Origin of the sequence: Lysobacter sp. TY2-98, assembly GCF_003367355.1 — a bacterium.
GTDB lineage: Bacteria > Pseudomonadota > Gammaproteobacteria > Xanthomonadales > Xanthomonadaceae > Cognatilysobacter.
Window position 1 is genome coordinate 202,512 of sequence record NZ_CP031413.1, and the last position, 13,822, is coordinate 216,333.

The following is a 13,822-nucleotide window of genomic DNA, read 5'->3' on the forward strand; positions in this document are numbered from 1 at the left end:
GATCGTCCGGTCAGGGGAACGCGTTGGCTGCCGAGACGTCCACCATCCACCGCGCGTTGCCCGTGCTCGTCGGCGCGGCGCTCGTCCTCGCCTTCCTCTACTGGGCGAAGGTGATCGTGATTCCGGTCGCGCTCGCGATCCTCTTCACGTTCCTGCTGACGCCGCCCGCGCATTACCTCGAGCGCCGGGGTGTGTCGCGCGTGGTGTCGAGCGTGCTGATGACCGTCCTCGCGCTGGCGCTCGCGATCGGCGCGGGCGTGGCGGTGACGCGGCAGATCGGCAGCCTACTGGATGCCTATCCGCGCTACGAACCGAACGTCACCGCGAAGATCGAGCAGTTGCGCGCGCGCGGGCGCACCGGACTGCTCGACAAGCTGCAGGTCGTCACCGAGCGCATCTCGGTGCAGCTCGACCGCCGCGGCCCCGCGCCGATGACGCAGGCCGAGCGCGAAGTCGCACGCGCGCAACCGGTTCGCATCGTGCAGCAGGAACCGGTGCGACTGTCGCAGCTGTGGGCCATCGCCAGCCCGCTGCTGGAGCCGCTCGCCGGCCTCGGCCTGGTCCTCGTGCTGGTGATATTCATGCTGATCCACCGCGAAGACCTGCGCGATCGCGTGATCTCGCTCGTCGGCGTCGACCAGCTCGCCGACACCACACGCGCGCTGGAGGACGCCGGTCAGCGGGTCAGCCGCTATCTGCTGATGCAGCTGATGGTCAACAGCGGCTACGGGGTGTCGGTGGCGATCGGGCTGTGGGCGATCGGCGTGCCGTATGCGCTGCTGTGGGGCTTCTTCGCGGCGGTGCTGCGCTACATCCCGTACCTCGGCTCGTGGCTCGCGGCGTTCATGCCGGTGGCACTGAGCCTGCTGATCACGCGCGAGTGGACGACGGCACTCCTGGTGGTCGGGCTGTTCGGCACGCTGGAACTGATCACCAACATGCTCGTCGAGCCCTGGGTCTATGGCCGCGGCATGGGCGTGTCGCAGGCCGCGCTGCTGATCGCGGTCGCGTTCTGGACGTGGCTTTGGGGACCGATCGGGCTGGTGCTCGCGTCGCCGCTGACGGTCTGCCTGGTGGTGCTCGGACGCTACGTGCCGTTTCTCAAGTTCCTCGACACGCTGCTCGGCGATACGCCGCCGCTCGCGCCCGCACATCGGTTCTACCAGCGCCTGCTCGCGCAGGACGAGACCGAGGCCGCCGACCTGCTCGACGACTACGCCGCACTGGACGGCCTCGATCGCGCCTACGACGAGATCGTGGTGCCGACGCTGGCGCATGCACGCGAGGACCTGCGTCAGCGCCGGCTGCAGACGCCCGACCACGGGCGTGTGGTCGACGAGATCCACGCATTGGTCGACGCGCATCGACGCCTGATTCGTCCGGACGACATGGTCGGCGGCGATCGCATGCGGGTTCTCGCCATTCCATTGCGCGACGCGGTGGACGACGTCGCCGTGGCGATGCTGGGCAAGCTGGTGGACATGGGACGCGTCGACTGGGTCGCCGCGTCGTCCGCGGTGCTCGCCTCGGACGTGGTGGAGTCCATCCGTTCGGCGCAGGTCGATGCGCTCGTGCTGGTGTCGGTGCCGCCGGGCGGGCTGGCGCACGTGCGTTACGTCATCAAACGTCTGGGGACGGAGCTCGGCAATCTCCCGCTGGTGGTGGTCCGTCCGGGCCTTGCCGACGACGCGCAGGTACGACTCCGGCGCGAGCTTTCCGAGCTCGGCGTCTCGCGTCTTGCCACCACGCTGGCAGGCGCGGCGTCGGAACTGCGCAAGATCGCCGCGCTGCGCTGAGGCGCGCGTGGCGTGGACGCTCAGTGGTGGCGCAGGTCGTGTGATGCGTCGGCCTTGCGACGACGCAACGAGCGGCGCTCGTGTGCGCGGGGCACGTTATCGTCGACGTCGACGCGGTCGTCCCCGCGTAGCGCCCGGAGATAACTCCGGCACCAGTGCGTGATGTCGTGCGTCTTCAGGCGCTGGAACATCCCCCGCCAGCGCTCGCGTCGCTCCTCGATCGGCATGGTCATCGCCTGCGCGATTGCATCGCCGGTGCCGTCGAGGTCGTAGGGATTCACGACGAGTGCGCCGTCCAGCTCACGCGCGGCGCCCGCGAACGGCGACAGCAGCAGCACGCCGGGATCCTCCGCATCCTGCGCAGCGACGAATTCCTTCGCGACGAGATTCATGCCGTCGCGCAGCGGCGTCACCAGTCCCACCTTCGCCAGCCGGTAGAAGCCGGTCAGCGTCGCGTGCGGGTAATTGCGATTGACGTAGCGCACCGGCGTCCAGTCGGGCTCGGCGAAGCGTCCGTTGATGTGGCCGGAGAGCTGTTCGAGTTCGCCGCGCAGCTGCCGGTACTCGGCGACGCCGCCGCGCGACACCGGCGCGATCTGCAGGAACGTCAGCTGCCCCCGCTGCTGCGGATAACGCTTGAGGTAGTTCGCGAACGCCTTGAAGCGTTCGGGCAGGCCCTTGGAATAGTCGAGGCGGTCGACGCCGATCGCGAGCGCGCGACCGGACAGGCTCGACATCAGGCGTTTGACGCCGGGCTTGGCCGCCGCTTCCCGCGCGAGCTCCGCGATGCGCGGCGTGTCGATGCTGATCGGGAACGCGCCGGCGCGGAAGCGGCGTCCGTTCGGTGCTTCCAGCAGGCCGCGTTCGATCACGCGGCCGCCGCCGAACAGGCGCACGTAGTCCTGGAAACGTTCGAGATCGCGTTCGGTCTGGAAGCCGACGAGGTCGCAGGACGAGAAGCCGTCGAAGAGACGCTGATGGCTCGGCAGGGCCGCGAGCAGATCCGACGACGGCATCGGCACGTGCAGGAAAAAACCGATGCGACACTTGACGCCGCGGTCGCGCAGCAGGCGCGCGAGCGGGATCAGGTGGTAGTCGTGGATCCAGACCAGGTCATCCTCGCGGAGCATCGGCGCGAGCTTGCCGGCGAACAGCGCGTTGACGACCTGGTAGCCCTCGTAGGTGTCGCGGTCGTAGTCCACGAGGTCCATGCGGAAGTGCAGTAACGGCCACAACGTGCGATTCGCGAAGCCGTTGTAGTAGTCCTCGTGGTCCTGCGCAGACAGGTCCATGGTGACGAATTCGATGTTGCCGTCCTGCTGTTCATGCAGACGGCCCGACGCATGCGGATCGATCTTTCCGCTCCAGCCGAACCACAGGCCGCCGTCCTCGCGCAGCGCGTCGAGCAGCGCGATCGCGAGTCCGCCGGCGCGGGATTCTTCCGGAAGTGCGACACGATTGCTGACGACGACGAGGCGACCCATGCGATACCTGCGCTGCTGCTCCAGCCGGCGATCGCCGGCGCGACGCAGCATGCACGGCGGCATTTCGAGAGTGCGTGATGGCCGCGACCCGCAGGCGGAACGCTAGGTTTCAGAGTCCCACGGTCGACTGAGCCGCATCGCGGCATTGATCAGGCCGACATGCGAATAGGTCTGCGGGAAGTTGCCCCAGAGCTCGTTGCCTTCGAGCGACAGGTCTTCCGACAGCAGCCCCAGCGGATTGCGTCGCGCGAGCACGCGTTCGAACATCTCTCGCGCTTCGTCGATGCGGCCGATCGCCGCAAGTGCGTCCACGTACCAGAACGTGCAGATGGTGAAGCTGGTTTCGGGCACGCCGAAATCGTCGGGCGCGACGTAGCGCAGCATGCCGTCGCCACGACGCAGCTCACGACCGACGACGTCGACCGTCGCGGCGAAGCGCGGGTCGTCGGCGCGGACGAAGCCGAGATCGACGAGCAGCAGCAGTACGGCGTCCATGCGACCGCTGCGCGTGCCTTCGACGAACACGCCGCGCGAAGGGTCGAACGCGAGCTCGCTGATGCGCGCGTGCATGCCGTCGGCGCGTTCGCGCCAGAAGCGGGCGCGTTCATCCAGTTTCAGGGCGACCGCGATCTTGGCGAGGCGGTCGCACGCCGCCCAGCACATCACCGCCGAGTAGGTATGCACCTCGACCCGGCCGCGGAATTCCCACAGGCCCGCATCCGGTTGATCGAAAAGTTCGAACGCACGTTCGCCCAGCCGCTCCAGGCGCCGGAAGTGCGTGCTGCCGCTCGGCAGGTTGAGGCGTCGGTCGAGATACATCTGCGTCGACGCGAGCACCACGCTGCCGTAGACGTCGTGCTGCGGCTGCACCCAGGCGAGGTTGCCGCGCCGCACCGGGCCCATGCCGCGGTAGCCGGTCAGTGCCGGCATCTCTTCCTCGTGCAGTTCGCGCTGCAGCCCGATTCCGTAGAGCGGCTGCAGGTGGCCGTCCTCCGGAATCAGGTTGGAGACGTAGCGCAGGTATTCCTCCATCGTGCGCGTCGCACCGAGGCGGTTCAGCGCACGCACCACGAACGCGGAATCGCGCAGCCAGCAGTAGCGGTAATCCCAGTTGCGCTGGGTGTCGGCCGCTTCGGGAATCGACGTCGTCATCGCGGCGACGATCGCGCCCGTTTCGTCGTACTGGCAGAGCTTCAGCGTGATCGCGCTGCGGATGACCGCGTCCTGCCACTCCAGCGGGACCGACAGCGCGCGCACCCACTCGCGCCAGTAGTCGACCGTCTTCTCCAGTGCCTCGTGCGCGTAGTCGTCGATGGCGCGGGTGAAGGTCTCGTCCGGGCCGAGGATGAAATTGATCTCGCGATCGAGGAGGAAGGGAATTTCCTCGCGGACCATGCGCACGGGCGCGTCGGTGTTGAGGCGCAGGGTGAAGCCGGGCAGCACGAAGCGCATGTGGTTGCTGCCCCACGTGCTCTCCGGCACGCGCGCGCCGTAGTCGGCGAGGGGGCGCAGTCGCACCCGCACGCGCGGTTCGCCCGAGAGCGGGCGCACGGTGCGGATGAGCATCACTGGACGGTAGAAGCGCTTGTACTGCTTCCAGCGCGGCGCGAGATCGATGATCTCGACGGCGCCGCCGCGCGCGTCGCGCAGCACCGTGCGCAGCACCGCAGTGTTCTCGATGTAGTGCTGTTCGCTCGACACCATGCCCTCGAGCTCGATCGCGAAGTCGCCGCCATCGATGCGCGGTGACAGCAACGAGCAGAAGGTCGGGTCGCCGTCGAAGGCCGGCACGCAGGCCCAGACCACGCGGGCCTGCGGGTCGATGAGTGCGCCGATGCTGCCGTTGCCGACCAGGCCCAGGGACAGCGTGCTCATGCGATCGTTCCGAGTCGCATCGCGCCGTCGGCGATCCACTGCCGCAGCGCGGAGGTGTCGGCCAGCGTATGCGTGGCCAGGCTCGGCACGCGGTCGCCGACGCGCACCGACAGGCCACCGAGGCGATTCGCCGCGGCGAAGCCGTCCTCGTCGGTCAGGTCGTCGCCGGCAAAGACGGGCGTGCGGCCGTCGAACGGCGCGACGCGCATCAGGCGGTGCACGGCATCGCCCTTGTCGGCGTGGGCCGGTCGGAGCTCGACCACGCAGTTGCCGTGCTGCAGGCGGTAGCCGGGAAGATTGGTGAGCGCTGCCGCGGCGATCGCCTGCAGCGGTGACGCCGCTGCAGGCGCCGCGCGCCAGTGCAGGGCGAGGGCGATGCCCTTGTCTTCGACGCGTGCGCCGGGGTGCGCGCTGGCGATCTGTTCGGCCGCTTCGCGCGCGCGCTGCAGATCCGGCGGCGGGTCGAGTGCAGGCGCGTGCTCGATCGCCTCGCGCAGTTCGAGCCCGTGCAGTCCGGCCGCCGGTGCGCGCAGGGCCGGGAATAGCCGATCGAGCTGCGCGATGCGGCGTCCGCTCACCAGCGCGAGCGCGCCGTCGAGCGCGCTCGACAGTCGCGACAGCGCGTCGCCCAGGCCGTCGGGAACGTGCACGTCGTCGGGGTCGTCGGCGAAATCGAGCAGGCAGCCGTCGACATCGAGGAACAGCGCCCAGTGCGGTTGCACGGGCGGCGGGGCGGGCAGGTCCAGCGGGGCGGTCGCACTCATCCGGCGGAGTCTGGTGGGCGGCGCGTAAGGAGCGGGTGGACGGCGCGCATTTGACGCGCTGCTGAGCGGTCGCGCGCGACGCTTGAATCACCGGGCATAGTCCGCATCTATCGGACATCGCGGTCGATGGCCGCCCCCGGTTTCCGAGGACTCTCCCATGCGGATGGACAAGCTCACATCCCGCTTCCAGCAGGCGCTCGGCGACGCGCAGTCGCTGGCAGTCGCGCGCGATCACAGCGTGATCGAGCCGGTGCATCTGATGGTGGCACTGCTGGACCAGCAGGGCGGCAGCACCCGCCCCTTGCTTGCGCAGGCGGGCGTGAACGTGGCGGCGCTGCGCGAGCGCCTCGGCGAAGCGCTGGACAAGCTGCCGAAGGTGACCGGGCAGGCGGGCAACGTGAGCCTCGGCAACGATCTTTCGCGCCTGCTCAACGTCACCGAGAAGCTCGCGACGCAGCGCGGCGATTCCTTCATCGCCAGCGAGCTGTTCGTGCTGGCGGCGCTGGAGGACAACGGGGACCTCGGCCGGGCGCTGAAAGCCACGGGCGCGACCAAGGAAAAGCTCGAAGCGGCCATCGACAAGCTGCGCGGTGGCGAGAAGGTGCAGGACGAGAACGCGGAAGACGCACGCCAGGCGCTGGAGAAGTACACCGTAGACCTGACCGCGCGCGCCGAGAGCGGCAAGCTCGATCCAGTGATCGGCCGCGACGAGGAGATCCGTCGCACGATCCAGGTGCTGCAGCGTCGTACCAAGAACAATCCGGTGCTGATCGGCGAGCCGGGCGTCGGCAAGACCGCGATCGTCGAAGGCCTCGCACAGCGCATCATCAACGGCGAGGTGCCGGAAGGCCTGCGCGGCAAGCGCGTGCTGTCGCTCGACATGGGCGCGCTGATCGCCGGTGCGAAGTACCGCGGCGAGTTCGAAGAGCGGCTCAAGGCTGTATTGAACGATCTCGCCAAGAACGAAGGCCAGATCATCCTCTTCATCGACGAGCTGCACACGATGGTCGGCGCGGGCAAGGCCGACGGTGCGATGGATGCCGGCAACATGCTCAAGCCGGCGCTGGCGCGCGGCGAACTGCACTGCATCGGCGCGACCACGCTCGACGAATACCGCAAGTACATCGAGAAGGACGCCGCGCTGGAACGTCGCTTCCAGAAGGTGTTCGTCGGTGAACCTTCGGTCGAGGACACCATCGCGATCCTGCGTGGCCTCAAGGAGCGCTACGCGGTCCACCACGGCGTGGAGATCACCGATCCCGCGATCGTCGCGGCCGCCACGCTCTCGCATCGCTACATCCCCGACCGCCAGCTGCCCGACAAGGCCATCGACCTGATGGACGAAGCGGCGTCGCGCATCCGCATGGAGATCGACTCCAAGCCGGAGGAACTCGATCGCAAGGAGCGTCGACTCATCCAGCTCAAGATCCAGCGCGAGGCGCTGAAGAAGGAGAAGGACGCGGCGTCGAAGCAGCGCTTGGCGGACCTTGAAAGCGAAATCGCCACGCTCGAGCGCGAGTTCAACGACCTCGAGGAAATCTGGAAGGCCGAGAAGGCCACCCTGCAGGGTGCGACGAAGATCAAGGAGCAGATCGAAGCGGCAAAGCTCGAACTCGAAGCCGCGCAGCGCCGGCAGGACTACGCGCGCATGTCGGAGATCCAGTACGGCCTCATTCCGGAACTCGAGAAGCAGCTGGCCGCTGCGCAGGAAGCCGAAACCAAGGGCTTCAGGCTGCTGCAGGACAAGGTCACCGCCGAGGAGATCGCGGAAGTCGTCTCGCGCTGGACCGGCATTCCGGTCAGCAAGATGCTCGAAGGCGAGCGCGAGAAGCTGCTGAGGATGGAAGAGCACCTGCACACCCGCGTGGTCGGGCAGGAGGAAGCGATCAAGGTCGTGTCGGACGCCGTGCGTCGTTCACGCGCCGGCTTGAGCGATCCGAATCGCCCGAGTGGCTCGTTCCTGTTCCTGGGCCCCACCGGCGTCGGCAAGACCGAGCTGTGCAAGGCGCTCGCCGAATTCCTGTTCGACTCGCAGGACGCGATGGTGCGCATCGACATGAGCGAGTTCATGGAGAAGCACGCCGTCAGCCGCCTGGTCGGCGCGCCTCCGGGCTATGTCGGTTACGAGGAGGGCGGTTACCTCACCGAAGCGGTGCGTCGCCGCCCGTACAGCGTGATCCTGCTCGACGAGGTGGAGAAGGCGCATCCGGATGTCTTCAACATCCTGCTGCAGGTGCTGGACGACGGCCGCCTCACCGACGGCCAGGGCCGCACGGTCGACTTCCGCAACACGGTCATCGTGATGACGTCCAACCTCGGCTCGCACCAGATCCAGGAACTTGCGGGCGACGACTCGCCGGAGGCCTACCTGCAGATCAAGGCGGCGGTGATGGGCGTGGTGCAGGCGCACTTCCGTCCGGAGTTCATTAACCGGCTCGACGACATCGTCGTCTTCCATCCGCTCGACAAGGCGCAGATCCGCGAGATCGCGAAGATCCAGCTGCGCGGGCTGGACAAGCGCCTGGGCGAACGCGGTCTGAAGCTCGAAGTCACCGAGGAAGCGCTGGCGCTGCTCGGCAATGTCGGCTTCGATCCGGTGTACGGCGCGCGTCCGCTAAAGCGTGCCATCCAGCAGCAGCTCGAAAACCCGCTCGCGCAACGCATTCTTGCCGGCGAGTTCGTGAGTGGCGACACGGTGCGCGTCCGCACCGAGGGCGGGCATCTCGTGTTCGACCGCGTGACGTCGGAGCTGCCTGGCATGCCGCCGTCGCGCGGCGCAGACGGGCCTGTTCCGCGCGCGCTGCATTGATCGGACCTGAAGAGGCCGCGGGACACCGCGGCCTCTTCGCTTGCTACTTCGACGCCTTGAACTTCAGCGCGCCGTCGTAGGCCGGCCATGCGATCGACGTGTCCCCGCGGACATTGATCGCGACCGGCGTGCTCGTGGCGCTATCGGTGGTCACCGACGTCATCAGCGCCGGCATGTACCACTCGACGAGGAACGTCATGTCGCGATCGATGATGGGAAGCATCGTCAGGGTCGTCGTCTTGCCGGGCTCGATCGTGAACTTCACGACGTCGGCGTTCACAAACGCGCCCTTGGCCAGCACCTTCTCCGGGCTGAAAGCCGTGTGCATTTCAAGGCCGATACCGGTGAGCGAGTACTCGCCGGGCGGAAGCGCGAGCGTCTCGCTGCGGCCGTAGCGCGTCATGTGCGCGATGTCGAAATCGATGAAGCGCTTGTTGACCATCGTCACCACCATCTGGTGATCCTTCAGGCCCCATTCGATGCCGCCGGATTCCAGCTGCGACTGGATCTTCGGTTTGAGCGTCACTTCCGACTGGAACGGCTTGACGTCGAGCACGAGCGTGCCGGTCACGTCCTGGGCGAACGCCGGCGCGGCGACGGCGAGCAATGCCGCGAGCGCGGCGGTCTTGAACAGACTGAGCATTCGATCCCCTGGTGATGCGCCTCCCCGGCGCCGCCGGGATTCTAGACGGCACCCAGCGAATCGACGAATCGCAGGAGGCCCATGCTTGCCGGCATCGCCCAGTAGTCGTCGACATCGTGCGTGAGCGCGCTTCGCGACGGATTGATCTCCAGCACCGGCACGCCGCGCCGTCGCGCCAGGGTGGGTAACGACGCCGCGGGCTGCACGAGTCCCGACGTGCCGACGACCACCACGCGATCCGCACCCGCGGTCGCCGATACGGCTGCATCCCACGCCCGCTCTGGAAGCGCTTCACCGAACCACACGACATCGGGGCGGAGCGGTCCGGTGCAACGCTCGCAGCGTGGAGGCGCCTCGCGCCGGCCGTCGTCCGGCCCGTCGTACGGCGCGACGATGGGGTCGGGTTCCCGCCAGGCGCCGCAGTCCGCGCAGCGCGAACGCAGCAGCCGTCCGTGCAGATGCTCGACCCGCGTGCTGCCTGCGCGCTCGTGGAGGTCATCGACGTTCTGGGTCACCACGTGCACATCGTGGCCGAGGCATTCGAGTGTCGCGAGCGCGTCGTGCCCGGCGTTCGGCCGCGCACGCAGTACCTGCGCGGCGCGCCAGCGGTACCAGCCCCAGACGAGGTCGGGGTCGCCCCGGAATGCTCCGGGCGTCGCGAGGCGCTCCGCGTCGAAACGCGACCACAGACCGGTGAGTGCATCGCGGAACGTCGGCACGCCGCTTTCCGCGGACATGCCGGCCCCGGTGAGCACGACGAGCTTCACGTCAGGCGGTGGCCGGCGGCAGCGAACGCTCGCCGCGGAACGCGGGCAACGCTCCGACCATCTCCGCAAGGCTGTGCGCGAGTTCGCGTTCGGCCATCACCGCGCCGTCGGCGCCGCGTTCGAGCAGGTACTTCACCCCCGCATCGGAATGCGCGCGGGCGATCACGCTGATCGTCGGATTCAGTTCGCGAAGGCGTTCGATGATCTCGCCCGACTCGAACGCGTTCGGAATCGCGACCAGCGCCATCTGCGCACGATCGGGGCGAGCTTCCGACAGCACCGCCGGGTTCGCCGCGTGACCGCGCACGGCCGGGATTCCGGCGGCACGCGCGCGTTCGACCAGTGGCAGATCGTCGTCGATGACCACGAGCGGAATGTCGTGTGCCTGCAGCAGCGGCCCGAGTTCGCTGCCCACGCGCCCGTAGCCGATCAGGATCACGTGCGGACGTTCGCCATCCGGCAGTGGCGGTGATATCACCTCGATCGCCTCCGGCTTGCCGCGCTCGCGGCGCGCCTCGATGCGGTCGTGCAGGGCGAACAGCAGCGGATTGACGATGATCGAGAGAATCGCTGCAGCGAGGATCAGGCTCTGGCCGTCCTTGGACAGCATGCCCAGCGACACCCCGAGGCCGGCGAGGATGAAGGAGAACTCGCCGATCTGCGACAGGCTGACCGCGAGCAGGCGCGCCGTGCCGCTCGGCTTGCCCAGCAGGCGCGCGACGGCCCACGCCGCGATGCCGTTGCCGACCACCACCACGAGAAACGTCGCGAGCACGTTCACGGGTTCGGTGACGAGGATCATCGGGTCGAACAGCATGCCGACGGAGACGAAGAACAGCACCGCGAACGCATCGCGCAGCGGCAGCGTTTCGTTCGCGGCCTGATGGCTGAATTCGGATTCGCTGAGGATGACGCCCGCGAAGAACGCGCCCAGCGCGAACGACACGCCGAACAGGTGCGCGGATCCGAACGCGACGCCGAGCGCGATCGTCAGCACGCACAGGGTGAACAACTCGCGCGAGCCGGTGGCGGCGACGCGTTCGAGGATCCACGGAATCACGCGCTTGCCGACCAGAAGCATGAACACCACGAAGCCGCCGACCTTCGCGATCGTCGTCAGCAGCGCGCCGCCGAGGCTGCCGCCTTCGCGGCCGCCCAACGCGGGCAGCAGCACCAGCGCCAGCACCATCGCGAGGTCCTCGACGATCAGCCAGCCCACCGCGATGCGCCCGCGCGAGGTGTCGAGCAGTCGTCGCTCTTCGAGGCCGCGCAGCACGACGACGGTACTCGCCACCGACAGCGCGAGCCCGAACACGATGCCGGTCACGTTCGGCCAGCCGATCAGGCGCGCCAGACCCCAGCCCAGCGCGGTGACCACAGCGATCTGCACCAGCGCGCCCGGCACCGCGATGTTCTTCACGTCCAGCAGGTCGCGCAGCGAGAAGTGCAGGCCGACGCCGAACATCAGCAGGATCACGCCGATCTCCGCCAGCTGCGGCGCCAGCGAGGCGTCGCCGATGAACCCGGGGGTGAACGGGCCCATGAGCACACCGGCGAGCAGGTAGCCGACGAGGGGCGACAGGCGCAGGCGGTGGGCGAGCCCGCCGAACAGAAAGGCGAGGGCGAAGCCCACGACGAGCAGGGCGATGAGCGAGGTGTGGTGCATGGGGTCGTCGGCAGTGGGGAAGTGGCGCGGCGGCCGTTCAGCACCTTAACCGTCGTGCGTCTCCGTGATGTGGGCGCCAGGTCGGGCTCGGACGCCCCGGTACAATGTCCGGATGATCGGATTTCGTGATTTCGCCCTGCGTCGCGGCGAGCGGCTGCTTTTGTCCAACGTCGACCTTTCGCTGCATGCCGGCTGGCGTGTGGGCGTGGTCGGCCGCAACGGCACGGGCAAGTCCTCGCTGTTCGCGGCGCTGCAGGGCGAGGTCGAGCCGGACAAGGGCGACATCGACATCCCCGGCCGCGCGCGCATCGCCAGCGTCGCGCAGGAAACGCCCGCGCTCGACGACACCGCCCTCGACTTCGTGCTGTCCGGGGACGCCAAGGTGCACGCCGCGATCGCCGCCGAGCGCGAGGCCGCTGCACGCGAAGACTGGGAAGCGGTCGCTGAAGCGCACCACGTCCTCGAGGAGGTCGGCGGTTACGACGCCGAAGCGCGTGCGGCGAAACTGCTGCACGGCCTCGGTTTCTCGTCGGAGACGCACGATCGCGCGGTGAAATCGTTCTCGGGTGGCTGGCGCGTGCGCCTGAACCTCGCGCGCGCGCTGATGACGCCCTCGGACCTGTTGCTGCTCGACGAGCCGACCAACCACCTCGACCTCGACGCCGTGTTGTGGCTCGAACAGTGGCTGCTGAAATATCCCGGCACGCTGTTCGTGATCTCGCACGACCGCGAATTCCTCGACGGCCTATGCAGCCACATGCTGCACCTGCATTCGGGCACCGCGAAGCTCTACACCGGCAACTACACCGACTTCGAGCGCCAGCGCGCCGAACAGCTGCGTCAGCAGCAGATCGCGCACGAGAAGGAGCAGGTCGAGCGCGCGCACCTGCAGAAGTTCATCGACCGCTTCAAGGCCAAGGCGTCGAAGGCCAAGCAGGCGCAGAGCCGCATGAAGCGCCTCGCCAAGCTCGCCGGCACCGAGGCCGTGCGCGCCGAGCGTTCGCTGCACATCGATTTCCCGGTGCCGGACAAACTGCCGCATTCGCTGCTCGGACTGACGCACGCGAACTGCGGCTATGGCGACAAGCAGATCCTGCACGACATCACCTTCCGCCTCGAAGCGGGTGATCGCATCGCGCTGCTCGGCCCGAACGGCGCGGGCAAGTCGACGCTGGTGAAGTCGCTGGTCGACGAGATTCCGCTGCTCGCCGGCGAGCGTGGCGGCCATCCCGACCTGCGTATCGGCTACTTCGCGCAGCACACGGTGGAATCGCTTCGCGAAGGCGAAACGCCGATCGAGCATCTGCAGAAGCTGGCGCCGGGTGTCGCCACGCAGCAGCTGCGCGACTTCCTCGGCAAGTGGCAGTTCCCCGGTGACCGCGCGTTCGAATCGGTCGACGGCTTCTCCGGCGGCGAACGCGCGCGCCTCGCGCTCGCGATGATCGCGTGGCGCAAGCCGAACGTGCTGCTGCTCGACGAACCGACCAACCACCTCGACCTCGACATGCGCGAGGCATTGGCCGAAGCGCTGGCGGATTTCGACGGCGCGATCGTGCTGGTCTCGCACGATCGCCATCTCATCGGCCTGGTCTGCGAAACGTTCTGGCGCGTCGCTGGCGGCGTCGCCCAGCCGTTCGATGGCGACCTCGACGAATACGCCGTGTGGCTGCGTACGCGGGAGAGCGAGCCGGCGAAGGCTGCGGCCCTCGCACCCGTCGCTGCAGCCGCACCGCAGCCCGCCACCGCGAAGGCCGCGAAGAAGGCCAACCCGGTCAAGCTGCAACAAGCCGAAGCGCGCGTCGCCGAGCTGGAGGCGAAGCTGCAGTCGATCGACGCGCAGCTCGCCGACCCCGCCAGGTTCGCCGAAGCCGGCAAGCTTGCGGCCGACCGCGCCGTGGCCGCGACGGCGCTCGCCGAAGCCGAAGCCGCCTTCCTCGCACTCTACGACGCGGCCTGACGCTCCCTTTCCGCTTGAAAACCCGCCTGCGGGCCCCATCGTCGGGCTCGAGGTTCCAACG

General features: G+C 68.2%; 7 protein-coding genes and 2 pseudogenes. 3 read left to right on the forward strand and 6 right to left on the reverse strand.

Annotated elements, in window-relative coordinates:
• Window positions 1-23 precede the first annotated feature (23 nt).
• Window positions 24-1,796: an AI-2E family transporter gene (locus DWG18_RS01000; protein ID WP_205289382.1), complete on the forward strand. Its 1,773-nt coding sequence runs from the start codon at window positions 24-26 to the stop codon at window positions 1,794-1,796.
• A gap of 128 nt (window positions 1,797-1,924) precedes the next feature.
• On the opposite strand, the pseudogene otsA reads toward DWG18_RS01000, so the two are convergent.
• The 3 genes and pseudogenes from otsA to otsB all read right to left on the reverse strand — a co-directional run.
• Window positions 1,925-3,280: pseudogene (otsA, locus tag DWG18_RS01005) on the reverse strand (alpha,alpha-trehalose-phosphate synthase (UDP-forming)); the annotation flags it as partial.
• Between the two features lie 102 nt (window positions 3,281-3,382).
• A complete protein-coding gene (locus DWG18_RS01010; RefSeq protein WP_115644661.1) occupies window positions 3,383-5,155 on the reverse strand; it encodes a glycoside hydrolase family 15 protein in 1,773 nt (590 codons plus the stop codon).
• A complete protein-coding gene (gene otsB / locus DWG18_RS01015) occupies window positions 5,152-5,919 on the reverse strand; it encodes a trehalose-phosphatase (RefSeq protein WP_115644662.1) in 768 nt (255 codons plus the stop codon). Before otsB ends, DWG18_RS01010 begins: the two co-directional genes overlap by 4 nt.
• A 157-nt stretch (window positions 5,920-6,076) precedes the next feature.
• Between otsB and clpB the strand changes: the two are divergent.
• Window positions 6,077-8,650: pseudogene (gene clpB, locus DWG18_RS01020) on the forward strand (ATP-dependent chaperone ClpB); the annotation flags it as partial.
• A gap of 121 nt (window positions 8,651-8,771) precedes the next feature.
• On the opposite strand, the gene DWG18_RS01025 reads toward clpB, so the two are convergent.
• From DWG18_RS01025 to ybaL, 3 genes are read right to left on the reverse strand one after another with little or no spacing between them, the layout of a single operon-like run.
• Window positions 8,772-9,371 carry a hypothetical protein gene (locus DWG18_RS01025; protein WP_115644664.1) on the reverse strand — a complete coding sequence of 200 codons (600 nt, stop codon included), beginning with the start codon at window positions 9,369-9,371 and terminating at the stop codon, window positions 8,772-8,774.
• 41 nt (window positions 9,372-9,412) lie between these two features.
• The gene (locus DWG18_RS01030) at window positions 9,413-10,138 is read right to left on the reverse strand and encodes an NAD-dependent deacylase (RefSeq protein ID WP_205289383.1); all 726 of its coding nucleotides are present in this window, start codon (window positions 10,136-10,138) and stop codon (window positions 9,413-9,415) included.
• A gap of 1 nt (window position 10,139) precedes the next feature.
• Window positions 10,140-11,804 (reverse strand): YbaL family putative K(+) efflux transporter, encoded by a 1,665-nt coding sequence (gene ybaL / locus DWG18_RS01035; RefSeq protein ID WP_115644665.1) that lies wholly within the window; start codon window positions 11,802-11,804, stop codon window positions 10,140-10,142.
• Window positions 11,805-11,916: 112 nt separating this feature from the next.
• On the opposite strand from ybaL, the gene DWG18_RS01040 reads away from it, so the two are divergent.
• On the forward strand, window positions 11,917-13,761 hold the full coding sequence (locus tag DWG18_RS01040) for an ABC-F family ATP-binding cassette domain-containing protein (protein ID WP_115644666.1): 1,845 nt from the start codon (window positions 11,917-11,919) through the stop codon (window positions 13,759-13,761).
• The last annotated feature ends 61 nt before the right edge of the window (window positions 13,762-13,822 follow it).

Excerpts from the sequence above, each read along its gene's own strand:
- DWG18_RS01025 (WP_115644664.1), bottom strand. The coding sequence starts at position 9,371 with ATGCTCAGTCTGTTCAAGACCGCCGCGCTCGCGGCATTGCTCGCCGTC.
- ybaL (WP_115644665.1), bottom strand. The coding sequence starts at position 11,804 with ATGCACCACACCTCGCTCATCGCCCTGCTCGTCGTGGGCTTCGCCCTC.
- DWG18_RS01040 (WP_115644666.1), top strand. The coding sequence starts at position 11,917 with ATGATCGGATTTCGTGATTTCGCCCTGCGTCGCGGCGAGCGGCTGCTT.
- otsB (WP_115644662.1), bottom strand. The coding sequence starts at position 5,919 with ATGAGTGCGACCGCCCCGCTGGACCTGCCCGCCCCGCCGCCCGTGCAA.
- DWG18_RS01010 (WP_115644661.1), bottom strand. The coding sequence starts at position 5,155 with ATGAGCACGCTGTCCCTGGGCCTGGTCGGCAACGGCAGCATCGGCGCA.